Source organism: Burkholderia sp. BCC0405, from assembly GCF_902833075.1.
In the GTDB taxonomy this organism is placed as follows: domain Bacteria; phylum Pseudomonadota; class Gammaproteobacteria; order Burkholderiales; family Burkholderiaceae; genus Burkholderia.
This window is the reverse complement of record NZ_CADFEO010000020.1, coordinates 1-22862: the sequence shown is the minus strand read 5'-3', so window position 1 is coordinate 22862 and position 22862 is coordinate 1. Positions and strand designations below refer to the sequence as shown.

General features: G+C 66.1%; 24 protein-coding genes and 1 tRNA gene. 17 read left to right on the top strand and 8 right to left on the bottom strand.

The annotated features are described in order from the left end of the window. Window positions 1-71 precede the first annotated feature (71 nt). The 9 genes from fliL to HWX36_RS27705 all read left to right on the top strand — a co-directional run bounded on the left by fliL (window position 72) and on the right by HWX36_RS27705 (window position 9952). Window positions 72-608 (top strand): flagellar basal body-associated protein FliL, encoded by a 537-nt coding sequence (gene fliL / locus HWX36_RS27745; protein WP_175956572.1) that lies wholly within the window; start codon window positions 72-74, stop codon window positions 606-608. A 22-nt stretch (window positions 609-630) separates the two neighbouring features. Further along, window positions 631-1629 (top strand): flagellar motor switch protein FliM, encoded by a 999-nt coding sequence (gene fliM, locus HWX36_RS27740; RefSeq protein ID WP_175956570.1) that lies wholly within the window; start codon window positions 631-633, stop codon window positions 1627-1629. Continuing rightward, on the top strand, window positions 1622-2113 hold the full coding sequence (gene fliN / locus HWX36_RS27735) for a flagellar motor switch protein FliN (protein WP_175956568.1): 492 nt from the start codon (window positions 1622-1624) through the stop codon (window positions 2111-2113). Before fliM ends, fliN begins: the two co-directional genes overlap by 8 nt. After that, the gene (fliO, locus tag HWX36_RS27730) at window positions 2110-2685 is read left to right on the top strand and encodes a flagellar biosynthetic protein FliO (RefSeq protein ID WP_175956566.1); all 576 of its coding nucleotides are present in this window, start codon (window positions 2110-2112) and stop codon (window positions 2683-2685) included. Before fliN ends, fliO begins: the two co-directional genes overlap by 4 nt. Window positions 2686-2721: 36 nt before the next feature. Continuing rightward, window positions 2722-3483, top strand: coding sequence for a flagellar type III secretion system pore protein FliP (fliP, locus tag HWX36_RS27725; protein ID WP_175956564.1), 762 nt, complete (start codon window positions 2722-2724; stop codon window positions 3481-3483). Between the two features lie 19 nt (window positions 3484-3502). Beyond that, window positions 3503-3775, top strand: a complete 273-nt coding sequence (gene fliQ / locus HWX36_RS27720) for a flagellar biosynthesis protein FliQ (protein ID WP_006491272.1) — start codon at window positions 3503-3505, stop codon at window positions 3773-3775. A gap of 23 nt (window positions 3776-3798) precedes the next feature. Then, a complete protein-coding gene (gene fliR / locus HWX36_RS27715; protein WP_175956562.1) occupies window positions 3799-4581 on the top strand; it encodes a flagellar biosynthetic protein FliR in 783 nt (260 codons plus the stop codon). A gap of 326 nt (window positions 4582-4907) precedes the next feature. Next, the gene (locus HWX36_RS27710; RefSeq protein ID WP_175956560.1) at window positions 4908-6926 is read left to right on the top strand and encodes a site-specific DNA-methyltransferase; all 2019 of its coding nucleotides are present in this window, start codon (window positions 4908-4910) and stop codon (window positions 6924-6926) included. Then, a complete protein-coding gene (locus HWX36_RS27705; protein WP_175956558.1) occupies window positions 6926-9952 on the top strand; it encodes a DEAD/DEAH box helicase family protein in 3027 nt (1008 codons plus the stop codon). The genes HWX36_RS27710 and HWX36_RS27705 overlap by 1 nt, the downstream gene beginning before the upstream one ends. A 90-nt stretch (window positions 9953-10042) precedes the next feature. Here HWX36_RS27705 and HWX36_RS27700 read toward each other — a convergent pair whose 3' ends face one another. The 4 genes from HWX36_RS27700 to egtB all read right to left on the bottom strand — a co-directional run bounded on the left by HWX36_RS27700 (window position 10043) and on the right by egtB (window position 13149). Then, window positions 10043-10297, bottom strand: coding sequence for a hypothetical protein (locus HWX36_RS27700; protein ID WP_175956556.1), 255 nt, complete (start codon window positions 10295-10297; stop codon window positions 10043-10045). A 42-nt stretch (window positions 10298-10339) separates the two neighbouring features. Beyond that, window positions 10340-10627 (bottom strand): hypothetical protein, encoded by a 288-nt coding sequence (locus HWX36_RS27695; protein ID WP_175956554.1) that lies wholly within the window; start codon window positions 10625-10627, stop codon window positions 10340-10342. 301 nt (window positions 10628-10928) lie between these two features. Next, window positions 10929-11942 (bottom strand): L-histidine N(alpha)-methyltransferase, encoded by a 1014-nt coding sequence (gene egtD / locus HWX36_RS27690; protein ID WP_175956552.1) that lies wholly within the window; start codon window positions 11940-11942, stop codon window positions 10929-10931. Beyond that, window positions 11926-13149 (bottom strand): ergothioneine biosynthesis protein EgtB, encoded by a 1224-nt coding sequence (gene egtB / locus HWX36_RS27685; RefSeq protein ID WP_175956550.1) that lies wholly within the window; start codon window positions 13147-13149, stop codon window positions 11926-11928. Before egtB ends, egtD begins: the two co-directional genes overlap by 17 nt. A gap of 549 nt (window positions 13150-13698) precedes the next feature. On the opposite strand from egtB, the gene HWX36_RS27680 reads away from it, so the two are divergent. Both HWX36_RS27680 and HWX36_RS27675 read left to right on the top strand, forming a co-directional pair. Beyond that, window positions 13699-14175 (top strand): carboxymuconolactone decarboxylase family protein, encoded by a 477-nt coding sequence (locus HWX36_RS27680; RefSeq protein ID WP_175956548.1) that lies wholly within the window; start codon window positions 13699-13701, stop codon window positions 14173-14175. Then, window positions 14175-15056, top strand: a complete 882-nt coding sequence (locus tag HWX36_RS27675; protein WP_175956546.1) for a sigma-70 family RNA polymerase sigma factor — start codon at window positions 14175-14177, stop codon at window positions 15054-15056. The genes HWX36_RS27680 and HWX36_RS27675 overlap by 1 nt, the downstream gene beginning before the upstream one ends. Before the next feature lie 78 nt (window positions 15057-15134). On the opposite strand, the gene HWX36_RS27670 is transcribed toward HWX36_RS27675, so the two are convergent. Both HWX36_RS27670 and HWX36_RS27665 read right to left on the bottom strand, forming a co-directional pair. Continuing rightward, a complete protein-coding gene (locus HWX36_RS27670) occupies window positions 15135-15659 on the bottom strand; it encodes a DUF2628 domain-containing protein (protein WP_175956753.1) in 525 nt (174 codons plus the stop codon). Window positions 15660-15967: 308 nt separating this feature from the next. Continuing rightward, window positions 15968-16044: transfer RNA gene (locus tag HWX36_RS27665), tRNA-Val, on the bottom strand. Window positions 16045-16640: 596 nt separating this feature from the next. On the opposite strand from HWX36_RS27665, the gene HWX36_RS27660 reads away from it, so the two are divergent. The 4 genes from HWX36_RS27660 to HWX36_RS27645 all read left to right on the top strand — a co-directional run bounded on the left by HWX36_RS27660 (window position 16641) and on the right by HWX36_RS27645 (window position 18336). Further along, entirely contained in the window at window positions 16641-16901 is a 261-nt protein-coding gene (locus HWX36_RS27660; RefSeq protein WP_175956544.1) for a hypothetical protein, read from the top strand. A gap of 31 nt (window positions 16902-16932) precedes the next feature. Continuing rightward, window positions 16933-17262, top strand: coding sequence for a hypothetical protein (locus tag HWX36_RS27655; protein ID WP_175956542.1), 330 nt, complete (start codon window positions 16933-16935; stop codon window positions 17260-17262). 18 nt (window positions 17263-17280) lie between these two features. Then, on the top strand, window positions 17281-17538 hold the full coding sequence (locus HWX36_RS27650; RefSeq protein ID WP_175956540.1) for an Imm74 family immunity protein: 258 nt from the start codon (window positions 17281-17283) through the stop codon (window positions 17536-17538). Between the two features lie 81 nt (window positions 17539-17619). Next, window positions 17620-18336: a hypothetical protein gene (locus HWX36_RS27645; protein WP_175956538.1), complete on the top strand. Its 717-nt coding sequence runs from the start codon at window positions 17620-17622 to the stop codon at window positions 18334-18336. A 963-nt stretch (window positions 18337-19299) separates the two neighbouring features. On the opposite strand, the gene HWX36_RS27640 is transcribed toward HWX36_RS27645, so the two are convergent. Together HWX36_RS27640 and HWX36_RS27635 are read right to left on the bottom strand one after the other, a co-directional pair. Next, the gene (locus HWX36_RS27640) at window positions 19300-20058 is read right to left on the bottom strand and encodes an anti-sigma factor (protein WP_175956536.1); all 759 of its coding nucleotides are present in this window, start codon (window positions 20056-20058) and stop codon (window positions 19300-19302) included. Next, window positions 20055-20576: a sigma-70 family RNA polymerase sigma factor gene (locus HWX36_RS27635; protein WP_175956534.1), complete on the bottom strand. Its 522-nt coding sequence runs from the start codon at window positions 20574-20576 to the stop codon at window positions 20055-20057. Before HWX36_RS27635 ends, HWX36_RS27640 begins: the two co-directional genes overlap by 4 nt. Window positions 20577-20732: 156 nt before the next feature. Between HWX36_RS27635 and HWX36_RS27630 the strand changes: the two genes are divergently transcribed. After that, window positions 20733-21827 carry a catalase family peroxidase gene (locus HWX36_RS27630; RefSeq protein WP_175956532.1) on the top strand — a complete coding sequence of 365 codons (1095 nt, stop codon included), beginning with the start codon at window positions 20733-20735 and terminating at the stop codon, window positions 21825-21827. Continuing rightward, window positions 21827-22357, top strand: a complete 531-nt coding sequence (locus HWX36_RS27625; protein WP_175956531.1) for a cytochrome b — start codon at window positions 21827-21829, stop codon at window positions 22355-22357. Before HWX36_RS27630 ends, HWX36_RS27625 begins: the two co-directional genes overlap by 1 nt. Window positions 22358-22862 lie beyond the last annotated feature (505 nt).

Here is a 22862-nt window from a genome sequence, read left to right as displayed (position 1 = left end):
CGACAATCGGCTGAGATAGCCGCAAATCCCCCCTCTTTTCCGCCCATCGGGCTCGGCCCGGATGCCGAACAATGCATGCTACGAGACATCACGCACGCATTCACATGGCCTCCACGACCGCAAACCCGACCGCCGACAAGCCGGCTTCGTCCGGCAAGTTCAAGCGCATCGCGCTCATCGCCGTCATCGCGCTGGGCGCGGCGGCTGCCGCAGCCGGCGGCATGTACGTGTTCCTGAGCAAGGAAGGCGTCGGCCATGCGAGCGCGCCCGCCGGGCCGGCGCCGCTTGCCGCGCCGGTGTTCTTCCCGCTCGACCCGCTGACCGTGAACCTGCAGTCCGACGACGGCGCGCAGCACTACCTGCGCGTCGGCCTGTCGCTGAAGCTCACCGACCCGAAGGCGCAGGAGCAGCTGACCGCGCGGATGCCGGAGATCCGCAGCCGGATCCTGCTCGCGCTGTCGAACAAGCACCCCGAGGATCTCGCGACGCCGGACGGCAAACGTTCGCTCGCGAAGGAACTGCGGGACCTGATCGAGCAGCCTACGCAGCCGGGCAACCAGCGCGCGAAGGTCGACGACGTGTTGTTCACCGAATTCGTCGTCCAGTAACGCGGCCGCGAAAGGAGCGCGTATGGGTCACCAGGAGTTCATGTCCCAGGAGGAGGTCGATGCCCTCCTCAAGGGCGTCACGGGCGAAGCCGATGCAGTCGACGAGCACCGCGACACATCGGGCGTCCGCCCCTACAACATCGCGACGCAGGAGCGAATCGTCCGCGGCCGGATGCCCGGCCTCGAGATCATCAACGATCGCTTCGCGCGCCTGCTGCGGATCGGCATCTTCAACTTCATGCGGCGCACGGCGGAAATCTCCGTGAGCCAGGTGAAGGTGCAGAAGTACAGCGAGTTCACCCGCAACCTGCCGATCCCGACGAACCTGAACCTGGTGCACGTGAAGCCGCTGCGCGGCACGTCGCTGTTCGTGTTCGACCCGAACCTCGTGTTCTTCGTCGTCGACAACCTGTTCGGCGGCGACGGGCGCTTTCACACGCGCGTCGAGGGCCGCGATTTCACGGCCACCGAGCAGCGGATCATCGGCAAGCTGCTGAACCTCGTGTTCGAGCACTACACGACCGCATGGAAGAGCGTGCGGCCGCTGCAGTTCGAATTCGTGCGCTCGGAGATGCACACGCAGTTCGCGAACGTCGCGACGCCGAACGAGATCGTCATCGTCACGCAGTTCTCGATCGAGTTCGGGCCGACGGGCGGCACGCTGCACATCTGCATGCCGTACTCGATGGTCGAGCCGATCCGCGACGTGCTCGCGTCGCCGATCCAGGGCGAGGCGCTCGAAGTCGACCGCCGCTGGGTGCGCGTGCTGTCGCAGCAGGTGCAGGCCGCCGAGGTCGAGCTGACCGCGAACCTCGCCGAGATCTCGTCGACCTTCGAGAAGATCCTGAACCTGCGCGCGGGCGACGTGCTGCCGCTGGAAATCGAGGACACGATCACCGCGAAGGTCGACGGCGTGCCGGTGATGGAATGCGGCTACGGAATTTTCAATGGTCAATATGCGTTGCGCGTGCAGAAGATGATCGGCGCGGGCGATTCGATGAAGGAAGGTGGATATGAGTGAGCTGAACCAGACGCCCGAGGACGACGCACAAGCGATGGCCGACGCGGCCCTCGCGGCATCGGCCGCCGCTGCGCAGGCGGCGCCGGCCGCGGCGGAAGAAGATCCGGGCATCGACGACTGGGCGGCCGCACTCGCCGAGCAGAACCAGCAGCCGGTGCAGCCGGGCGCGACGGGCGCCGGCGTGTTCCAGCCGCTGTCGAAGGCCGCGGCGAGCTCGACGCACAACGACATCGAGATGATCCTCGACATCCCGGTCAAGATGACCGTGGAGCTCGGCCGCACGAAGATCGCGATCCGCAACCTGCTGCAGCTCGCGCAGGGCTCGGTGGTCGAGCTGGACGGCATGGCCGGCGAGCCGATGGACGTGCTCGTGAACGGCTGCCTGATCGCGCAGGGCGAGGTCGTGGTCGTCAACGACAAGTTCGGTATCCGCCTGACCGACATCATCACGCCGGCCGAGCGCATCCGGAAGCTGAATCGATGAACGTCGCAGCGCCCGGCCGCCGCGTGCGCGTCGCGCGCGTGACGGCCGCCGCGGCCATTGCGGCGTCGCTTGCCTGCGCGCCGGCCGGCGCCGCCGACATGAACGCGGTGAACCACGCCGGTTCGATCGCATCGAGCGTGATGGTCGGTTCGGCCGCACCGTCGCTCGGCTTCGGCGCGGTGCTGCAGACGCTGGTCGGGCTCGCGGTCGTGATCGGTCTCGTGTTCGCGTGCGCGTGGCTCGCGCGCCGCTTCGGCTTCCAGCACGCACGCCACGGCGGCCCGCTGAAGATCGTGTCGAGCGTCGCGGTCGGCGCGAAGGAAAGCGCGACGATCGTCGAGATCGGCGACACCTGGCTCGTGCTCGGCGTCGCGCCGGGCAACGTGCGATTGCTGCATACGCTGCCGGCCGGTTCGGCGGCGGCCACCGCGACAGCGGCGGCGGCCTCGGCCGACGCACCCGCCGGCGGCGCCCCGTCCCAAGGCGGCCTGCCCGGCACGTTCGGCGCGCGGTTTCGCGACGCGCTCGCGGGCGAAGCCGCGAAGCGCCTCGGTCGCGGCAAGGACCGCTGACATGGCGCCGCGCCCTCTTTCCGACCCCGCATCCCGATGAAACACGCATTCCTGCATCGCGCGGCGCGCTTCGCGCCCGTGCTGATCCTCTGCCTCGCGCCCGCGCTCGCCCATGCGCAGGCGAATGGCCTGCCCGCGTTCAACGCGAGCCCGGGCCCGCACGGCGGCACCACGTATTCGCTGAGCGTGCAGACGATGCTGCTGCTCACGATGCTGTCGTTCCTGCCGGCGATGATGCTGATGATGACGAGCTTCACGCGCATCATCATCGTGCTGTCGCTGCTGCGCCAGGCGCTCGGCACCTCGACCACGCCGCCGAACCAGGTGCTCGTCGGCCTCGCGATGTTCCTCACCTTCTTCGTGATGTCGCCGGTGCTCGACCGCGCGTACAACGACGGCTACAAGCCGTTCTCCGACGGCTCGATGCCGATGGAGCAGGCGGTGCAGCGCGGCGTCGCGCCGTTCAAGACTTTCATGCTGAAGCAGACCCGCGAGACCGATCTCGCACTGTTCGCGAAGATCTCGAAGGCCGCGCCGATGCAGGGCCCCGAAGACGTGCCGCTGTCGCTGCTGGTGCCCGCGTTCGTCACGAGCGAGCTGAAGACCGGCTTCCAGATCGGCTTCACCGTCTTCATCCCGTTCCTGATCATCGACATGGTCGTCGCGAGCGTGCTGATGTCGATGGGGATGATGATGGTGTCGCCGTCCACCGTGTCGCTGCCGTTCAAGCTGATGCTGTTCGTGCTGGTCGACGGCTGGCAGCTGCTGATCGGCTCGCTCGCGCAGAGCTTTACGTAAGCGGCGGAGGAAACGCGCGATGACGCCCGAACAAGTGATGACCCTGGCGCACCAGGCGATGATGGTCGGCCTGCTGCTGGCCGCCCCGCTGCTGCTGGTCGCGCTCGCGGTCGGCCTCGTCGTGAGCCTGTTCCAGGCCGCGACGCAGATCAACGAGGCAACCCTGTCGTTCATCCCGAAGCTGCTCGCGGTCGCCGCGACGCTCGTGATCGCCGGCCCGTGGATGCTGACGACCATGCTCGACTACCTGCGGCAGACGCTGCTGCACGTCGCGACGCTCGGCGTCGGCTGAGCCGCGCGCACCACCCGGCGGCGATGTTCTCGGTTACCTACGCGCAGCTCAACGGCTGGCTCACGGCGTTCCTGTGGCCGTTCGTGCGGATGCTCGCGCTCGTCGCGACCGCGCCCGTCGTCGGCCACGCGGCGGTGCCCGTGCGCGTGAAGATCGGCCTCGCCGCGTTCATGGCGCTGGTCGTGGCGCCCACGCTCGGCGCGATGCCGGACGTCACCGTATTCTCCGCACCAGGGATCTGGATCCTCGTCACGCAGTTCCTGATCGGCGTCGCGATGGGTTTCACGATGCAGATCGTGTTCGCGGCCGTCGAGGCGGCCGGCGACTTCATCGGGCTGTCGATGGGGCTCGGCTTCGCCACCTTCTTCGATCCGCACACGAGCGGCGCGACGCCCGTGATGGGCCGCTTCCTGAATGCCGTCGCGATGCTCGCGTTCCTCGCGGTGGACGGCCACCTGCAGGTGTTCGCCGCGCTCGCCGCGTCGTTCCAGTCGCTGCCGGTGTCGGCCGACCTGCTGCACGCGCCCGGCTGGCGCACGCTCGCGGCGTTCGGCGCGACCGTGTTCGAGATGGGGCTGCTGCTCGCGCTGCCGGTGGTCGCGGCGCTGCTGATCGCGAACCTCGCGCTCGGCATCCTGAACCGCGCGGCGCCGCAGATCGGCGTGTTCCAGATCGGCTTTCCGGTGACGATGCTGGTCGGGCTGCTGCTCGTGCAGCTGATGGTGCCGAACCTCGTGCCGTTCGTGTCGCACCTGTTCGACATGGGCGTCGATGCGATGGGGCGGGTGCTGATCGGGTGGCGGTGATGCGCAGGGAACCCGGTTCCTTCCGAACCGCGCGAGCCGGATGCAGGCACGCCGGCGCCCGGCACCGACCGTGCCCTTTTTTTCGTCCTTTCCGGCGGGCCTCCGGGGACGCCCGCCAGGCGCCCGCCGGCCGGCCATGCGACAACCGGCCCGAAGCCGCTTGCGGCCCGTCCGGCGGGCGATCGCGGCCGATGTCCGCACGCTCGCCCCACATCGGCGCTTGACCTCGGCCGACCGACTCGCTAGCGTTTCGGGTTTGCCCGGGCGGCCATTGCCGCCGGTGCCGTGAGCGCGCCCGACGTCCTGGCGCGCGCGGCCGGGCTCCGATGGAAAAGACGATGCACAAACTCGATGCGGCCAGCCCGCAGGCGATGTCGACGGATTTCACCGCCGACAACGTCGCGCGCCTGAAGGCGCTGTTCCCCGAACTCGTGACCGAAGGCCCGGCGGGCGCGTCGGTCGACGTCGACGTGCTGAAGGCGCTCGTCGGCGAGCGCATGGTCGGCGACGCCGACGAGCGCTACGGCTTCCACTGGCACGGCAAGCGCAGCGCGCGCCAGGCCGCGCTCACGCCGTCGACGGGCACGCTGCGCCCCTGCCCCGACGACAGCGTCGCGTGGGACGACACGCGCCATCTCGTGATCGAGGGCGACAACCTCGACGTGATGAAGCTGCTGCACAAGAGTTACGCAGGCAAGGTGAAGCTCGTCTACATCGACCCGCCGTACAACACCGGCAGCGATTTCGTCTATCCGGACGACTTCACCGACAGCATCCGCCACTACCTGGCGATGACCGGGCAGACCCAGGGCGGCGTGAAGCGCAGCACCAACACCGAGGCGAACGGCCGGTTCCACACCGACTGGCTGAACATGACGTATCCGCGCCTGAAACTCGCGCACGCGCTGCTGTCCGACGAAGGGCTGATCGCCGTGCACATCGACGAGCATGAAGTGCACGCGCTGGTGCTGATGCTGCGCGAGATCTTCGGCGAGGAGAACGAGCTCGGCGTCGCCGTGTGGGACAAGCGCAACCCGAAGGGCGACGCGCGCGGCATCGCGTACCAGCACGAATCGCTGGTGCTGTTCGCGCGCAACGCCGAGACGCTGCTCGAGCGGGCGCCGCTCAGGCGCCCGAAGCGCAACGCGCAGCGCATGCTCGACGCCGCGCACGACGCCATGTACCGCAGCGGCAACGCGAAGGACGCGCAGAAGGCGTACCGCGCGTGGATGAAGGCGCAGACCAACCTGTCCGGCGGCGAGGTGATGTATGACCGGCTGTCGGAAGAAGGCCGCGTGTACCGCCTCGTGTCGATGGCCTGGCCGAACAAGAAGAAGGCGCCGGACGAGTATTTCACGCCGCTGATCCACCCGGTCACCGGCAAGCCGTGCGCGATGCCGGCGCGCGGCTGGCGCAACCCGCCTGCGACGATGCAGGCGCTGATCGAGCGCGGCCAGATCGAATTCGGCGCGGACGAAACCACGCAACCGCAGCGGATCTACTACCTCGACGAGAACATGTACGAGAACGTGCCGTCGGTGCTGCCGTTCGCCGGTTCCGACGACGCGCTGCTCAAGACGCTCGGGATTCCGTTCGACCTGCCGAAGCCGGTCGATTTCGCGGCGGCCGTGATCGGCTGGTGCACGCGCGGCGACGACATCGTGCTCGACTGCTTCGCGGGCTCCGGCTCGACCGGCCACGCGGTGATGCAGGTGAACGCAACCGACGGCGGCGCGCGCCGCTACGTGCTCGTGCAACTGCCCGAAGCGCTCGACCGCCGCGACAAGACGCAGCAGAGCGCGGCCGATTTCTGCGCGAAGCTGAAGAAGCCGCTGACGCTCGCCGAAATCACGAAGGAACGCCTGCGCCGCGCGGCCCAGCAAGTGGCGCGCGATTTCCCGGAAAGCTATGGCGACCTGGGCTTTCGCGTGTACCGGCTCGACACGACCAACGTGATCGAGTGGGATCCGCGCCGCGACGACTTCGACCACGCGCTGTTCGCGTCCGTCGAGCACGTGAAGACCGGCCGCACCGAGGACGACCTGCTCGCCGAGCTGACGCTGAAGCTCGGCCTCGACCTGTGCACGCCGGTCGAGCATCACCAGGTGGCGGGCAAGACCGTGCACCTGATCGGCCATTCGATCGTCGCGTGTTTCGATGCACGCATCACGCGTGACGACGCGGGGCCGCTGGCCGACGGCATCGTCGACCTGCTCGATGCGACCGGCACGACGCACGACGTCACGTGCCTGTTCCGCGACAGCGGCTTCGTCGACGACGTCGCGAAGCTCAATCTGGCCGCGCTGCTCGAACAGCACGGCGTGAAGCGCGTGCGGAGCCTGTGATGCGGCTGCATTTCGAAGCGGATCTCGACTACCAGCGCGAGGCGATCGACGCCGTCTGCGACCTGTTTCGCGGCCAGGAATCGTATCGCGGCGACTTCAGCGTGCTCGCGAACGCCGCGCCCGGCACGACGGCCGCCGCGCAGGGCTCGCTCGGCTTCGCGGTGTCGGAACAGGGCGTCGGCAACCGGCTGTCGCTGACCGACGACGCGCTCGCGCGCAATCTCGCCGACGTGCAGCTGCGCGGCGGGCTGCCGCCGTCCGGCCTGCCCGGCTCGCGCGACTTCACCGTCGAGATGGAAACCGGCACCGGCAAGACCTACGTGTACCTGCGCACGATCTTCGAGCTGAACCGCCGCTACGGCTTCACGAAGTTCGTGATCGTCGTGCCGTCGATCGCGATCAAGGAAGGCGTGCACAAGACGCTCTCGATCACCGAGGATCACTTCCGCGCGCTGTATGCGGGCGTGCCGTACGACTACTTCCTGTACGACTCCGCGAAGCTCGGCCAGGTGCGCCACTTCGCGGCGAGCGCGGCGATCCAGATCATGGTGATGACGGTGGCCGCGATCAACAAGAAGGAAATCAACAACCTCTACAAGGACAGCGAGAAGACCGGCGGCGAGAAGCCGATCGACCTGATCCGCGCGACGCGGCCGATCGTGATCGTCGACGAGCCGCAGAGCGTCGACGGCGGGCTCGAAGGCCGTGGCCGCGAAGCGCTCGCCGCGATGGCGCCGCTCTGCACGCTGCGCTATTCGGCCACGCACGTCGACCGTCACCACATGGTGTACCGGCTCGACGCGGTCGACGCGTACGAGCGCAAGCTCGTCAAGCAGATCGAGATTGCATCGGCGATCGTCGAGGATGCGCACAACAAGCCGTACGTGCGGCTCGTCGGCGTGTCGAACCGGCGCGGCGCGATCAGCGCGCGCGTCGAGCTCGACGTCGCGACGGCGGCCGGCGTGAAACGCCAGATCGTGTCGGCCACCGACGGCGACGATCTCGAACGCCTGACCAAGCGGGCGCTGTACGCGGGGCTGCGGATCGGCGAGGTCCATGCGGTGAAGGGCGCCGAATACGTCGAGCTGCGCCATCCGGAAGGCGAGGCATTCCTGTCGCTCGGCGAGGCGTTCGGCGACATCGACACGCTCGCCGTGCAGCGCGAGATGATCCGCCGCACGATCCGCGAGCATCTGGACAAGGAATTGCGTCTGGCCGAGCGCGGCGTGAAGGTGCTGTCGCTGTTCTTCGTCGATTCGGTCGAGCGCTACCGCCGCTACGACGAGAACGGCATGCCCGTGAAGGGCGACTACGCGCTGATCTTCGAAGAGGAATACGCGCGTGCGGCACGCGTGCCGGCCTACCGTGCGCTGTTCGACGGTGTCGACGTCGCGCTCGAAGTCGGGCGCGCGCACAACGGCTACTTCTCGATCGACCGCAAGGGCGGCTGGACCGACACGAGCGAAAGCAGCGCTGCGGCGCGCGAAAACGCGGAGCGCGCGTACGGCCTGATCATGCGCGAGAAGGAAGCGCTGCTGTCGTTCGACACGCCGCTGAAATTCATCTTCTCGCACTCGGCGCTCAAGGAAGGCTGGGACAACCCGAACGTGTTCCAGATCTGCACGCTGCGCGACATCCAGACCGAACGCGAGCGCCGCCAGACGCTCGGCCGCGGGCTGCGCCTCGCCGTCGACCAGGACGGCGAACGCGTGCGCGATGCGGGCGTGAACACGCTCACCGTGATCGCGACCGAGCGCTACGAGTCGTTCGCGGAGAACCTGCAGAAGGAAATCGAGGCCGATACGGGCATCCGTTTCGGGATCGTCGAGGAACACCAGTTCGCGGCGCTGCCCGTGCAGGAAGGCGACGGACCCGCGCATGCGCTCGGCATCGAGCTGTCGCGCGTGCTGTGGAACCACCTGCACCAGCAGGGTTACGTCGACGCGCAGGGCAAGGTGCTCGACCGGCTGAAGGATGCGCTGCGCCAGAGCGCACTGGTGCTGCCGGATGCGTTCGAGATGCTGCGCGGGCCGATCGTCGCGACGCTGCGCAAGCTGTCGGGCCGCTTTGCCGTGCGCAACGCGGACGAGCGCCGCGCCATCGCGCTGCGGCGCGATGCGTCGGGCAAGGCCGTCGTGTTCGGCGAGGATTTCCGCGCGTTGTGGGACCGCATTCGCCATCGCACCGTCTACAGCGTCGAGTTCGACAACGCGAAGCTCGTGCGTGACTGCGCGGCCGCGCTGCACGACGCGCCGGACATCGCGCGCGCCCGGCTGCAGTGGCGCAAGGCGGAGATCGACATCGGCAAGGCCGGCATCGAGGCGATCGAGGTGGCCGGCGCCGGCACGGTGCTGCTCGACGAAGGCGAGCTGCCGCTGCCCGACCTGCTCACCGAGCTGCAGGACCGCACGCAGCTCACGCGCCGTTCGCTCGCGACGATCCTGGCCGACAGCGGCCGGCTCGAGGATTTCCGCGTGAATCCGCAGCAGTTCATCGCGGTCGCGGCCGATGCGATCAACCGCTGCAAGCGGCTCGCGCTCGTCGCGGGCATCGCGTACCGCAAGCTCGGCGAGCGCCATGTGCATGCGCTCGAATCGTTCGAGAGCGAGGCGCTGACCGGCTACTTGCGCAACCTGCGGCCCGATGCGCAAAAGTCGATCCACGAAGCGGTCGTGTGCGAGACGGACGCGGAGCGCGCGTTCGCCGATGCGCTCGAGGCGCACGACGGCGTGAAGCTGTACGCGAAGCTGCCCGCGTGGTTCCGCGTGTCGACGCCGCTCGGCAGCTATCACCCGGACTGGGCCGTGCTCGCGGAACAGGACGATGGCGAACGGCTGTACTTCGTCGTCGATACGCCGAATGCGGACGGCAACGTGCCGAGCGAGCACGAGCGCGCGAAGCTCGCGTGCGGCGAAGCGCATTTCCGGGCGCTGGTGGAAGGCGATGGCGCCGCGCGCTTCGTGCGCGTCAGGCAGGCGGAGGCGTTGTTTGAACCGGCGGAGCCGCCGGCGGGCGCCGGGCGGTAAAACGAAGGGCGGCCATGAGCCGCCCTTTTTTCATGAAGTGTGCGCCGGTCGGGGCAGCCGCCGCGGCGCCCTCCCCGATGACGATGGCGTTTACTGCGCCGGTTGCATGCCCTGCGCGGCCGCCTTGCGCTGCGCGGCCTCTTCCTGCACGTGCTTCTTCGCCATGTGGTGACCGACGATACAGCCGCCAACCGCGCCGACCACCGCGTGGTGCCCTGCGTAGTGGCCGGCCACACCGCCGACCACCGCGCCCTTCATGCAGCCCGCCGCGTGCGCGCTGCCGATGGTGGCAAGCGCAACGATGGCGGCGGTCGCGCACATCCTGATGTGTCGAGTAGGCATCATGTGTTCATTCTCCTCTTGTAGTGATCAAGTCGAGCCGCTTCGTTAATCCCAGCGGGCGCCGCGCCAGCCGCCGCGATCGTGCCATTCGTGCTCGCGCCATTCACGGCGGCGCCACTCGTGTTCGCGCCATTCGCGCGCACGCCAGTCGTCGTAGCGATAGCCGACCGGTGCATACGCAACCGGCGGAGGCGGCGCCACGTAGACGGGCGCCGGCGCCGCATACGCGGGTATGCCGATCCCGACCGACAGGTCGACGTGGGCCGATGCGACGCCCGAAGCTGCCAGCGCCGCTACACCGAGAACTGCACCGAGAATGAGTTTCTTGTTCATCTCGCGACTCCCTGCACGTGTCGTGCGTCATGTGAATACGGTTCGGAGTCTAGGCACGAGGTGCAGACACAGGTGAAACGGGTATGCGAGACCGGTAACGGCTGTTTACAGCCGTCCATAAAGCCTTGCGGCACAAGGAAGAGGCGGAATTCCACGCACCGTTGCAGCGGTGCATCGGGCCGGCAAAAAGGGCTGTCCGGGACGGAACCGGGCGATCGGAGCACGCCGGCTTGCACGAGAACTCGAATACGCCGAAAGCGAACCGCCCGCACCGGACGCGAGCGGTTCGCAAGCGCGCACATCACGCGCGGATATCGTCGACGCTGCGCAGCCAGTGCACGCTGAACAGGCTGTCCGCGTCGGTCCACACGGTATCGGGCTCGAATCCTGCACGGCGCGCGATCGCGTGAAAACCGTCGATCGTGAACTTATGCGAATTCTCCGTGTGGATGCGCTCACCGGCGTCGAAGCGGAACGCGTGGCCACGCACGTGCACGGTCTGCGCGATGTCGCTGACGAGATGCATCTCGATGCGTTGCCGCGTGCTGTCGTAGAACGCGCAATGCGAGAACGCGTCGACGTCGAAATCCGCGCCGAGCTCGGCGTTCGCGCGCACCAGCAGGTTCAGGTTGAACTGCGCGGTCACGCCCTGCGCATCGTTGTACGCGTCGTGCAGCGTGCGCTCGTCCTTCACGAGATCCGCGCCGACCAGCAAGCCGCCGCCACGCAGCAGCCGCGCGGCGTCGCGCAGGAACGCATCGGCTTCTTCCGGCGCGAAGTTGCCGATCGTCGAACCGGGAAAGAAGCCGATGCGCCGCCGCGGCGTCTCGGCCAGCCCGGCCAATTGCTCGGCCTTCGTGTAGTCGGCCGCGATCGGCGCGACGTCGAGCCATGGATACGCCGCACGCAGCCGCGCGGCGGCGTCGTGCAGGTAGTCGGCCGAGATGTCCACCGGCACGTAGCGCGCCGGCGCGTTCGCGTAGTTGCCTGCGAACGCGTCGAGCAGCACGCGGATCTTCTCCAGCGAGCCCGCGCCGAATTCGACGATGTCCGCATGCGGGCCGACGCGCCGCACGATCTCGGCCGCGCGATCGCGCAGGATGCCCAGCTCGGTGCGGGTCGGATAGTACTCGGGCAGCGCGCAAATGCGGTCGAACAGCGCGGAGCCGGCCGCATCGTAGAAGTATTTCGGCGGAATGCTGCGCGGCGTACGCGACAGCCCGTCGATCAGGTCGCGCTCGAACGCGCTCGGCCGCGAATCGCGGGCGGGTTGCTGGCCACCGCTCGTGGCCGTCTGGTCAGACGTCTCGCGCAAGTCGCACTCCCGTGAATTGCCAGCGCGCGGCCGGCGGAAAGAAATTGCGGTACGTCGGCCGTTCGTGCCCGGGCGGCGTCGCGATGCTGCTGCCGCGCAGGACTTGCTGGCCGACCATGAACTTGCCGTTGTATTCGGCAGCCACACCCGCAAGCGGCCGAAAGCCCGGATACGGCTCGTAGGACGAGCGCGTCCATTGCCACACGTGCCCGAGCATCTGCCGAATGCCTTCGGCGGGGAACGCGGCTTCCCATTCGAATTCGGTCGGCAGGCGCGCACCGGCCCAGTCCGCGTACGCGGCCGCTTCGTAGAAGCTCACGTGGCACACCGGTGCGTCGGGTGCGAGCGGTTCGACGCCGTGCAGGCCAAACGTGCGCCGTACCCGCGTGGCGGCCGCATCGTCGTCGTCGGGCATCCAGTACGCCGGCCCTTGCCACCCTTCCCGCTGCACCGTGGCCCAGCCGTCCGACAGCCAGAACTCGGGGCGCGTATAGCCGCCGTCGGCGACGAATGCCGCGAATTCCGCATTCGTCACGAGACGGCTCGCGATCTCGTACGGCCGCACGAGCGCCGTATGGCGCGGCCGTTCGTTGTCGAACGAGAACGCGTCGCCATCGTGGCCGATCTCGACGAGCCCGCCCGGCTGGTGCAGCCAGTGCAGCGCGCCGGCGTCGCCCACGGCCATCGCGCCGGCATCCATCCCGTTGCGCGGCCGGAATGCCGGCTTCAGCGGGTTGCACGAGAACGCGTGCAGCATGTCGGTGACGATCAACTCCTGGTGCTGCTGCTCGTGATGCAGGCCGAGCTCGATCTCGGGCGCGATCGTCTCGAGCAGCGCCGCATCGGCACCGGCCAGTGCGTGCAGCATCGCGTCGTCGACGTGTTGTCGGTACGCATGCACCTCGTCGAGCGACGGGCGCGTGAGCAGCCCGCGTTGCGGCCGCGGATGGCGCGGGCCGAGCGCTTCGTAATAGGAATTGAAGAGGAACTGGAATGCCGCGTCGAACGGCGCGTAGCCGGCCACGCGGCGCATCAGTACGACGGTTTCGAAAAACCAGGTCGTATGCGCGAGATGCCATTTCGTCGGACTGGCGTCGGGCATCGACTGCACGGCCTGGTCTTCGGCGGACAGCGTCGCGGTCAACGCGACGCTATGAGCGCGCACGTCCTGGTAACGGCGCTGAAGCTGTGATGCAAGGAGGCTCATCGGTTTACCGTCCACGTCGCGATTCGCTGCGTTGCGTTGCCGGAAAAGGGAAAGCCTTGCGCGTGATGCGCGCGGCTGACGTGCGACCTGCTGCTGCGTCGTCGGGCAACCGGCGCGCGCGCCGGGCCGCAGATGCGGCGTCACTTCACCTGCCCGTGCAGAACAGTATGGTCTAGAAATGTGAATGCTGCTGATCGAGATGCGCACGAAACGGCGGAGAAATGTAAATGAAAGCAACCGATCACCTGCCAATTGCTGACATCCGCGCGTATCGAGGTGCATGCGGAGACGCATACATCGGCCGTTGTGATCGACGCATGCGGCAGCCGTGATCGTCACCATGACGTGAACGGGGAATCGTCTGACCAGCACGGGCGCACGAAGCATGCCCGCCGCGTTTTTCGGGTTCGACGCGTACCCTGCCCGGCCTCGCCGGCGGCCCTCCGCGCCGATCCGCGCGCCGGCTTCGAGAAAAATTTTGCGTCGATGTCACACACGCGGGGCGCTCGCTCGTCATATCACCGGAACCCACACGAAAGGAGAAGGACCATGACTGCGAAGCTCAATCCGTTTGCCGCCGCGCCCGCCCTGATGAAGAACTGGATGACCGTCTCGGTCGCCGCCGCGCAGAGCCTCGAGCCGACGCTGATCGAGCTGGTAAAGATCCGCGCGTCGCAGATCAACGCGTGCGCGAACTGCATTAACATGCACACGGCCGAGGCGCGCGAGCAAGGCGAGACCGAGCAGCGCATCTACCTGCTGTCCGCGTGGCGCGAAGCGCCCTGCTACACCGAACGCGAACGCGCGGCGCTCGGCTGGACCGACGCGCTCACGCGGCTGTCGGAGGGCCACGCGGCGCATGAAGCGGCCTATGCGGCGCTGAACGACCACTTCAGCCAGGAGGAACAGGTGAAACTCACGCTGATGATCAACGTCATCAACGGCTGGAACCGGCTCGCGGTCGGCTTCGGGCTGTGGATCGATCCGGCCGATGCAAAGGCCGCCGCGGCGAAGATGGTGGCCTGATGCCGAACCTCGACCCGGCCAAGGGCTGCGCCGAAGAACGGGCCGATGCGGCGACGAGTTTCGACCCGCTGCGCCGCACGCTGATCCGCGTCGCGTACCGGATGCTCGGTTCCGTCGCGGATGCCGAGGACATGGTGCAGGAGGCGTTCATCCGCTGGATGGCCGTCGACCGCACCGAGGTGCGCGTCCCTGAAGCGTTCCTGCGCCGCATGGTGATGCGCATGTGCCTCGACCAGCTGAAGTCCGCGCGGCACCAGCGCGAGACCTATATCGGCCCGTGGCTGCCCGAGCCGGTCGTCGAGGAAGACGAACAGGAAGACGTCACGCTGCCGCTGCTGCTCGCGCTCGAACGGCTTTCGCCGCTCGAACGCGCGGCGTTCCTGCTGCACGACGTGTTCGGCCTCGAGTTCGACGAAGTGGCCACGACGATCCAGCGCGACCCGGCCGCATGCCGGCAACTCGCTGCGCGAGCGCGTACGCATATCCGCGAGGCGCGGCCGCGTTTTCATGTCGAAAAGCAGCGCGGGATCGAATTGGCGGAAGCGTTCTTCGCGGCGTCACGCAGCGGCGACATGCGCGCGCTCGGCGCGATGCTCGCCGAGGACGTAAGCCTCCATGCGGACGGCGGCGGCAAGCGCTCGGCTACTGGCACGCCGGTATTCGGCTTTGAGCCGGTGATGAAGGTGCACGAGTACCTGGCCGGGTTGTTCGCCACGCATGCGTCGAAGCTCGTGCGTGCGGGGTTCGTCAACGGGCTGCCGGGTTTCGTCACGCTGGAATCCGATGGCGAACTGCAAACGACGGCGCTCGAGATCGAGGACGGGAAGATCGTCGCGATCTATGTCGTGCGGAATCCTGACAAGTTGAAGCACTTGCACTGAGTGCGGCGGGATCGCGCGTCGGGTGCCGTGCGCATGCACGGCCGCGATGTGCCCTTTTCTCCGTCCTGCCGCCCTGCTTTACTGGCCACCGGTTCCTGCGGTCAGTACGGTCCCGATCGCGATCACCAGGAAACCGAGCAACGGCGTCGCGATCGCGAAACCGGCTGCCGCGAGCCGGTTCGTGCCGCCCTGCGCTTCCAGCAGCGCGAGCAACGATTCGCGGGACGTCGCGCTCGGGCGCAGTTTCTCGATCTTGCGTTCGACGTGCGTCCTGTAGAGACTGTTCCCGCACCAGCCGAGCGCGACCGCGATCCCGATGGTGACCGGGTCGAACGTGCTCGATTCGAAGTATTTCGGGAAGAACAGCAGTTCGACCAGCGTGATCGCGACCGTCGCACCAAGAACGGCCGCCGCCTGCCAGTACATGCATCGATACGCCATCCAGACCGGGCCCAGGAAACAGGCTGCCCAGTTCCACGACTGCCGGTTCTTTCGCGACGCGGCGATCGCCCATTTCTTCTCGAACCACGCGGCTTTCTTGCCGACGTAAGCGGCGATCTCGTCGTTGCTCGCGGATGAGGTGGCGGTCGTGACGTCGGACATGGTCATGTGCTCTCGGTCGCGCGGATCGCGCGTCGTTGTTTCGATGGATTGGAAATCGGGCGACGGTCGGAACGGCCGCTTCGATGCGCACATGATTCTACGCGCGGCGCAGTGCCCGTTGTTTAGCGAACCGAAGTGTCGGTGAGAAAGGATTCGATGCCGTGGATCGCGCAACGCATCGGGGCAGCATGCGTTGTTTCGGCCGGAAAAAGAAAAACGCCACGCGAAGTTGCCGCGTGGCGTTTGTATGTTGGCGAGCCGCATTGCCTGTAGGCAAGTTGTGCTGCCAGACCCCTTCATTTGTTCGTTGGTAGGCTCGATTGGATTCGAACCAACGACCCCCACCATGTCAAGGTGGTGCTCTAACCAACTGAGCTACGAGCCTAAGAAGCCGCGAATTATAGAGAGGGTTTTTGAGGAGCACAAGCCCCTTCGTGAAAATTTTTTGAATCGGGGTGCGTGGAGGCCGACGATCGATGTTGCCTGGCGATGCCGGGAACGTTGGCTTCATCTGTTCGCATCACAGCAAAACGCGTCGATGCGCTGTGGTGTTATCCACATTGCCCTCTGGATAACCCTCCGGCAAGCCTCTGGATTCACAGTGGAACGATTGAGGATATGTCGCCGCGGCTGTGAATTGACGAAAAGTTGTTCTGTGCTACTCGAAGCTGTTCACGTGGCTCACCCAGGGTTATGCATTCTGCTTCCTGTCGCGAATTCATGGGCTTAGGAACGTTATCCACTGTGAGGCACAGGGTTTGTTAACTATCACTACGTATGTATACGAACTCTGTTAACACCTTTGGATAAGCACAGTCCGTCGACTGTGATCCGCGCAGGATATGCACTGCGCGCAGGGATCGGATAAACGAAGCGGCAAGCTGTGAGGTGCATCGGATGATGTGTGAGCCGCCGTATCCATAGATCTGTAGAATCGCCGACATTCAGGATGAGAGGGCTTGGCGCACAGGCTCACGACACATGACCGATGCTTCGTTGACGCGGGTCGACGCACTCGATATCGATGCCGTCGTACACCGGTTGCAGCAACAGCCAGGCGACATCGTGTTCGAGCAACGCGTGTCGATGCCGGAAGCCGAAGTCCTGTGTTGCCGCTACAAGGGCGAGCGATTCAACGTGAAGTTCGATCTCGACTACGGGGTGTTCGTCGATCGCATCGGGAAGCTGTTCGGCGAGGACATCGAGGAAATCGTTAGATGGCTCACGAAAGAAGCAGGGTGATGGCAGCGGGCGAGACCTGACGAGGGGATCAATGAAGGTACCTGTCGACGAGGTGCTGGTGACGGATATCGCCGGCGACGTTGCGGTTGTCGTGACCGATGTGATGGCTACCGCCGATGTGTTGGTACGGTTGGGCTTCGTTCGACGATCCGGTCGCTGGGAACGCGCGATCGCAGACGATACCGACCGCCAGGCTCTCGTTGCCGCGCTTGTTGATCTGGATGTGCTGTTCTCCGCGGGTCGCGACTGGAGCCCCCAGGCGCTTGTCGAGTATTACCGGGAGATCGGCGTCGTGCGGCGCGGATACCGTTCGGTTGCGTGGCGCGGGCCGACGCAATACGTCGTCGAGCAGCGTGACTGAATCACGCGAGGCAAGGCGATGACGTACAAGGTCCTGATGGTGTCGCGCGGCGAGATTGTGCTGTCCGACGGACAGCGCACCGTGCGGGCGCCTGGCGAAGCACTGCTGCCCGGCGTCGACAACGGGCCCGCATTCGTCGTCTACGTCGATTCAATGAAGTACGTCGAGCCGATAACCGATGGCGAGACGATCGATGCCGTCACACGCCAGGCCGTGATTTCGGCGATCACTGCATATTTCTCGTCGCGACGCGCGACGGTCGAGTTCGAACCCTGAGCCATCGATGAGGATGACCGACACGATGAAACCGAAGAACGACCCGGGCGACACGAGCACTGCCCGCAACCGGAGCGGGTAATGGGCCCCATTCACTGCGGTCGGCACGGACGCGATAACGGGATCACGACATCGAAGGGCATTGCCGCGCGCATTCGGCAGCGCGGGCAGTTCTTGTCCGGCGAGCTCGTGAAGGTTTCGCTCGATCGCCCGAAATACAGCCGGGAAATGTGGATGCTGCGTGCCGAACTCGACGAGCACGAGGTCGACGCGACCTTTGTCGACAACGTTGCGCATGTGAAGGCGTTTCCAAAAATTGCGGCGCTGGAGCGCTTGCGCGCGCATCTGTGTTCGGCATGCCTGGACGAGCTGCTCGTCCGCTCCGGCGAAGCACCCTATAAACCGACGACGAAAGAGCAGGCGTTCGACACGTCCGTCGTCGCGGCGAATGCGAAGTGGTCGCGCGGCGACGCGCGCTGCGAGTTGCACGGGTTGATCCGGCCGACGCGGACCTCACCGGATATCGAGGCCGCGATCTTGTCGATCGACGTGATCCGCGATTGTCACGTCGTGCAGGTGATCAATGCCAGCGCGCAGCACGAAGCTAAGCATTGGTTTGACGAAGCGTTCTTGCACAAGGTGCTCGGGACGGATATCGACATCGTTGAATCGACGTTACGCATCGATGATCGGGCCATGTTTATGCAGATGTGGAACGCCGGTGAGCTCGTGTGTCCGGACTGCCTGCGGGAGGTGCTGGAACGTAGCGGTCTGCGCAACAAGGACACGCGGACGTGAGCGTAGCGGAGCAATCGTGACGGACACGGTCGAGCAAGATGCCGTTCGGCATGCGCGGGCTCGGCAATGCGAGTCCGCTCGGGACGTTGATCAAGTACGTCGTTTCTCCGGAGACCGGTGAGATTCTCAGGGGTTATAGGATCAAGTGACTTCGGAGGCGGCGAAGGTGGTCACCCTTCGTATGTGGATAACCGCGACACAAAACGACGCGAACGCTGTGCGGGCAAAAGGTGAGCATGCACCCGGATCGCAAGCCAGGTGCGGATACCGGAGAATTCGTTCAGTGACGGGCCGATCCAAATGCGTACGCACAAGACTGCACGGAGAGCCGCCGGCTCTACGATGTGAGCGCTGGCGTAATGCGCATCGCGTTCGTGCGCTTGTCGGCGGGCCGCATGTGGACAACCCGCACGCCCAACCAGTCGAATCGCTGTGAGCCGAACAGGTGAGCGCCGTGCAATCGACCACACGAATCATCCCGAACGCCTTGCCTGGCAGGGCTTTGCCGGAATAGAGCGGACGATGCCGGTAGTTTTTGCGCGATCCGCTGCGATTGATTGCCTTGTGGATATCGAGAAGTCAAAGCACTCGAAGGCCTGTGCGTTCAGTGCGCGAGGGTAATCGAATTCGAAGCGGATGTTCGCGTTATCTCACGGGGTGTGGATATCGCACGCCCAAATAACCCGAAACGCTGTGTGCGCCAAAGGTGGGAGAGTCGACCGGTGACCGGATGCGACACGGCCATGATCGATGTGGATATCCTGTTCCGCAGCGACTCGAAACCCTGTGACTCAAAAAGGTGAGGGTGCCAAAGACGCTTAGATGTGGACAACAGACCGGGAAAGTCAGTCGAACCGCTGTGCAATCCAGCGGTGATCGGGACCACGCCCAAGCCGGCAAAGCCGCATCATTCCGGACGCTTGCGGCCATCGAGCGCCACCAGCCGGGCGCGCATCGTACCACTCAAGTCTGCTGATCGAGCGCCTGCACGACGGCTTTCTCCGCGAGGCTCCCGGCCGGCCCGACCACTGCATAGTTGAGCCCGTTCACCGATCCATACCGTGCGAGCAGCGCACCATCCACGCGTTGCCCGCTCGGCAGCAGTCGATGTTTCGATTCCGCCGGCCGCAGATAGAAGCTCAGCGTCCGCCCGGCTGCATCCTCATAGAGCACCATCGCAGCTGTGGCGCCACTGTCCGTCGTGAACAGCCGTCCGCCGACCGGCTGGAACCCCGCCGCGCTCAGATCCGGCAGCCTCGCCGATGCCCCCACGCGTTTGGTGAGCCATCCCTGCAAATCGCTCGCACCCGTCGGCCGGTAGTCCACCTTCGCCGTCTGATCGACCACCATCATCCGGTAAGCCTCGACCGCATCGCTCATCGGCGCGATGGGCGGCGGCGCGTTCCACCCGCGCGCCTGCCACCCGCCCAACGTCCCCAGCCCGACGCAGAACACGAACGAAGCCGCCATCGCGAACCGCATCCGCGTGCGCTCCGCGCGCCGTCCGCGAATCGCCGCCGGATCCAGCGCGGGGTTGTCCGCCGGCATCCGCACGCTCTCCAGCGCGGCCCGCAACCGCTGCGCATCCTGCTGCCATTGCCTCACCCGTTCCGCGCGCTCCGGATGCAGCGCGAGATAGCGCTCGACCGCGGCGCGCGCCTCGTCGTCGAGCTGGCCGTCGACATAGGCCTGAAGGTCGTGTTCGTTCGGAGGCGTGTTCATTTCTTCATCAGGCGGAGAGAAGGAGCGGGAAGCTCGCCGTCGCTGAGCTGGCGCAGCGCCTGGCGCGCGCGGGAGAGCCGCGACATCACGGTGCCGATCGGAATGTCGAGCAGGTCGGCGACTTCCTGATAGGTGAAGCCCTCGACCGCGACGAGCAGCAGCAGGCTGCGCTGCTCGTCGGAGAGGCGGCCGAATGCTTCGAGCGTCGCGCGCGCCGCGAATTCGCGTTCGGCGGACGGCCAGTGCGCTTCGTCGTCGTCGCGGATGCGCCCAAGCAGCCACGCGTAGCGCTTCGCGCTGCGTTTGCCGTCGAGAAACTGCCGGTACAGGATCGTGAAGAGCCAGCTGCGCAGCGACGCGTCGTCGCGACGGCTCGTCCAGCGCGACAGCGCGCGCTCGAGCGTCGACTGGACGAGATCGTCGGCCGCGTGGACGTCGCGCGCGAGCCAGAGCGCAAAGCGTCGCAGCCTGGGGATGAGTTCGCGCAGCGCGTCGTCGTCGAGGGCGGTGGAGGGCATGGCCGGGCCGGTTGCCGAATGGGTCGAGATGCTGCGTAAGACGCCGGTCGGCGCCGCTTATTCCACCAGCATAGGAAAAAACTTTTCGTGGAATAAAGCGGCGTGGGTGGCGTCCTACGCGGGTTCGACAATGACCTGACGGTCGGGAGCCTATATATGGAGCGATCTTCTTCCTCTTCTTCGCCGCAGCGCGAGCCCGGGCGCGGGTGGTGGCGCTGGGCTGCGATCGGCGGCGCGGTGGCCGGCGTGGCCGTGGCGTTCGGGTATGTCGGCGGCTGGCTCGCGCCGGCGCGTCTGACCCCGCACCGGATCGTCGATGCGCTGCAGACGGCCGGCGGCGGCATTCATCCGGGCTTCCGGCGCAATCACGCGAAGGGCGTGTGCGTGACCGGTTACTTCGAAGGCAACGGCGCCGCGAGCGCGTATTCGGTCGCGCCGTTCTTCAAGGCGGTGCGCACGCCGGTGGTCGGGCGCTTCGCGTTGCCGGGCGGGAATCCGTATGCGCCCGACAGCAGCGTGCCGATCCGCAGCCTCGCGCTGAAGCTCACCGCGCCCGATGGCGAGCAATGGCGAACCGGGATGAACGCGATGCCGGTGTTTCCGGTCGCGACGCCGCAGGCGTTCTACGCGCAATTGCTGGCGACCCGGCCCGATCCGAAGACGGGCAAGCCCGATCCGGCGAAGGTGAAGGCGTTTTTCGGCGCGCACCCGGAGACGGCTGCGTTCCTGCAGTGGATCAAAGGTGCGAAGCCGAGCGCGAGCTACGTCACCGAGAGCTATTACGGCTTGAACGCGTTCTACTTCGTCGATGCGGCGGGCAAGCGCCAGGCGGTGCGATGGCGCGTCGTGCCGGAGCAGACGGCCGGCGCCGGTGACGTCGCAACGGCCGCGGATCCGAACGTGCTGCAGCAGGACGTGACGCAGCGCATCGCGGCCGGTGCGCAGAAGTGGAAGCTGCTGGTCACCCTGGCGGAGCCGGGCGATCCGGTGGACGACGCGACGAAGGTCTGGCCCGCGCAGCGCACGACGATCGACGCGGGCACACTCGTGCTCGACCGTGTGGAGGCGCAGGACAGCGGGCCGTGCCGCGACGTGAATTACGACCCGACGGTGCTGCCGCAGGGGATTCAGGTGTCGGGGGATCCGTTGCTGGCGGCGCGCTCGGCTGCCTACGCGGATTCGTATCTGCGCAGGACGAGTGAAGAGGCTGGGGTGGCGGGCGTGGCCAGGTTGAGTTCGGAGGGACGGTGATGAAGACTTCTGCGACGTTTGGTTTGCCGGCGAGGGTGCTGCACTGGGTGATGGCCGCGATGATCATCGCGATGCTGTTCATCGGGGTGGGGATGGTGGCGTCTGTCTCTGAGCGGCATGCGCTTCTGGTGGCGATTCACAAGCCGCTGGGCATTGCCGTGCTGGTGCTCGTGTGCGTGCGGATCGTGGTGCGGGTTCTGTCGAAGCCGCCGGCATTGCCGGAGGATCTGCCGTGGTGGCAGAAGGTTGCCGCGCACGGGTCGCATCTCGTGCTGTATGCGCTGATGCTCGCGATGCCGCTGATCGGGTGGGCGATGCTGTCGGCGGGCGGGTATCCGGTGACGCTGGGCGGTGGTGTGCAGCTGCCGGCGATCGTGGCGGCGGATCCGGTGACGTTTGCCTGGCTCCGGATCGCGCACCGGGTGCTGGCCTATCTGTTCTTCGCGACGTTCCTCGCGCACTTTGCCGCAGCGCTGTATCACGGGCTGATTCGACGGGACGGCGTGGTGAGGGCGATGGTGGGCCGGTGAGCGGCGGAGGATTGCACTCGATGCGGCGGGGCGGTTCACGGGCAACCGGGCCTGCTCCTGCCGTGGCGCATATACATGGCCGTAGGACAGGTTCAGAGACCCCCGCTACCACATGTCAAAATAATTTCACAAAAGGGGTTGCGGAGACTGAGGCAGGTGCTTAGAATCACGCCTCTTTCGCGCTAACGGAAACGCAGCGCGGGGGAAGAAGGGAAGCGGTGCTGTTGATGTCGGTTTTAACGACTCCAGTGCACATGGAATTAAACCGCAGTCGTCGCAACGAAGTAGTTAAAAAAGTTGTTGACGGATTTAAAAAAACGGTTAATAATCTCGCTTCTCTGCTGCTGAAAACGCAGCGCTGCCGGGAAATGCGAAGTTCCTCGCAGAATGCTCTTTAAAAATTAACAGCCGATAAGTGTGGGCGCTTGATGGAAGCGAGCTGATCCTCGGATCAGATAGCAAAAGTATCAAGAGTCTCACACTAAAGTAAGTCAGGTTTATGAAG

What these genes read in the sequence shown, in the direction of transcription:
- fliL (WP_175956572.1), top strand. Translation starts at nt 72, where the DNA reads ATGCATGCTACGAGACATCACGCACGCATTCACATGGCCTCCACGACC.
- fliR (WP_175956562.1), top strand. Translation starts at nt 3,799, where the DNA reads ATGTTCTCGGTTACCTACGCGCAGCTCAACGGCTGGCTCACGGCGTTC.
- HWX36_RS27625 (WP_175956531.1), top strand. Translation starts at nt 21,827, where the DNA reads ATGAAGACTTCTGCGACGTTTGGTTTGCCGGCGAGGGTGCTGCACTGG.
- fliQ (WP_006491272.1), top strand. Translation starts at nt 3,503, where the DNA reads ATGACGCCCGAACAAGTGATGACCCTGGCGCACCAGGCGATGATGGTC.
- HWX36_RS27635 (WP_175956534.1), bottom strand. Translation starts at nt 20,576, where the DNA reads ATGCCCTCCACCGCCCTCGACGACGACGCGCTGCGCGAACTCATCCCC.
- fliP (WP_175956564.1), top strand. Translation starts at nt 2,722, where the DNA reads ATGAAACACGCATTCCTGCATCGCGCGGCGCGCTTCGCGCCCGTGCTG.
- HWX36_RS27630 (WP_175956532.1), top strand. Translation starts at nt 20,733, where the DNA reads ATGGAGCGATCTTCTTCCTCTTCTTCGCCGCAGCGCGAGCCCGGGCGC.
- HWX36_RS27670 (WP_175956753.1), bottom strand. Translation starts at nt 15,659, where the DNA reads ATGTCCGACGTCACGACCGCCACCTCATCCGCGAGCAACGACGAGATC.
- HWX36_RS27675 (WP_175956546.1), top strand. Translation starts at nt 14,175, where the DNA reads ATGCCGAACCTCGACCCGGCCAAGGGCTGCGCCGAAGAACGGGCCGAT.
- fliN (WP_175956568.1), top strand. Translation starts at nt 1,622, where the DNA reads ATGAGTGAGCTGAACCAGACGCCCGAGGACGACGCACAAGCGATGGCC.
- HWX36_RS27705 (WP_175956558.1), top strand. Translation starts at nt 6,926, where the DNA reads ATGCGGCTGCATTTCGAAGCGGATCTCGACTACCAGCGCGAGGCGATC.
- HWX36_RS27660 (WP_175956544.1), top strand. Translation starts at nt 16,641, where the DNA reads ATGACCGATGCTTCGTTGACGCGGGTCGACGCACTCGATATCGATGCC.
- HWX36_RS27680 (WP_175956548.1), top strand. Translation starts at nt 13,699, where the DNA reads ATGACTGCGAAGCTCAATCCGTTTGCCGCCGCGCCCGCCCTGATGAAG.
- fliM (WP_175956570.1), top strand. Translation starts at nt 631, where the DNA reads ATGGGTCACCAGGAGTTCATGTCCCAGGAGGAGGTCGATGCCCTCCTC.
- HWX36_RS27655 (WP_175956542.1), top strand. Translation starts at nt 16,933, where the DNA reads ATGAAGGTACCTGTCGACGAGGTGCTGGTGACGGATATCGCCGGCGAC.
- egtB (WP_175956550.1), bottom strand. Translation starts at nt 13,149, where the DNA reads ATGAGCCTCCTTGCATCACAGCTTCAGCGCCGTTACCAGGACGTGCGC.
- HWX36_RS27695 (WP_175956554.1), bottom strand. Translation starts at nt 10,627, where the DNA reads ATGAACAAGAAACTCATTCTCGGTGCAGTTCTCGGTGTAGCGGCGCTG.
- fliO (WP_175956566.1), top strand. Translation starts at nt 2,110, where the DNA reads ATGAACGTCGCAGCGCCCGGCCGCCGCGTGCGCGTCGCGCGCGTGACG.
- HWX36_RS27710 (WP_175956560.1), top strand. Translation starts at nt 4,908, where the DNA reads ATGGAAAAGACGATGCACAAACTCGATGCGGCCAGCCCGCAGGCGATG.
- HWX36_RS27640 (WP_175956536.1), bottom strand. Translation starts at nt 20,058, where the DNA reads ATGAACACGCCTCCGAACGAACACGACCTTCAGGCCTATGTCGACGGC.
- HWX36_RS27650 (WP_175956540.1), top strand. Translation starts at nt 17,281, where the DNA reads ATGACGTACAAGGTCCTGATGGTGTCGCGCGGCGAGATTGTGCTGTCC.
- HWX36_RS27700 (WP_175956556.1), bottom strand. Translation starts at nt 10,297, where the DNA reads ATGATGCCTACTCGACACATCAGGATGTGCGCGACCGCCGCCATCGTT.
- HWX36_RS27645 (WP_175956538.1), top strand. Translation starts at nt 17,620, where the DNA reads ATGGGCCCCATTCACTGCGGTCGGCACGGACGCGATAACGGGATCACG.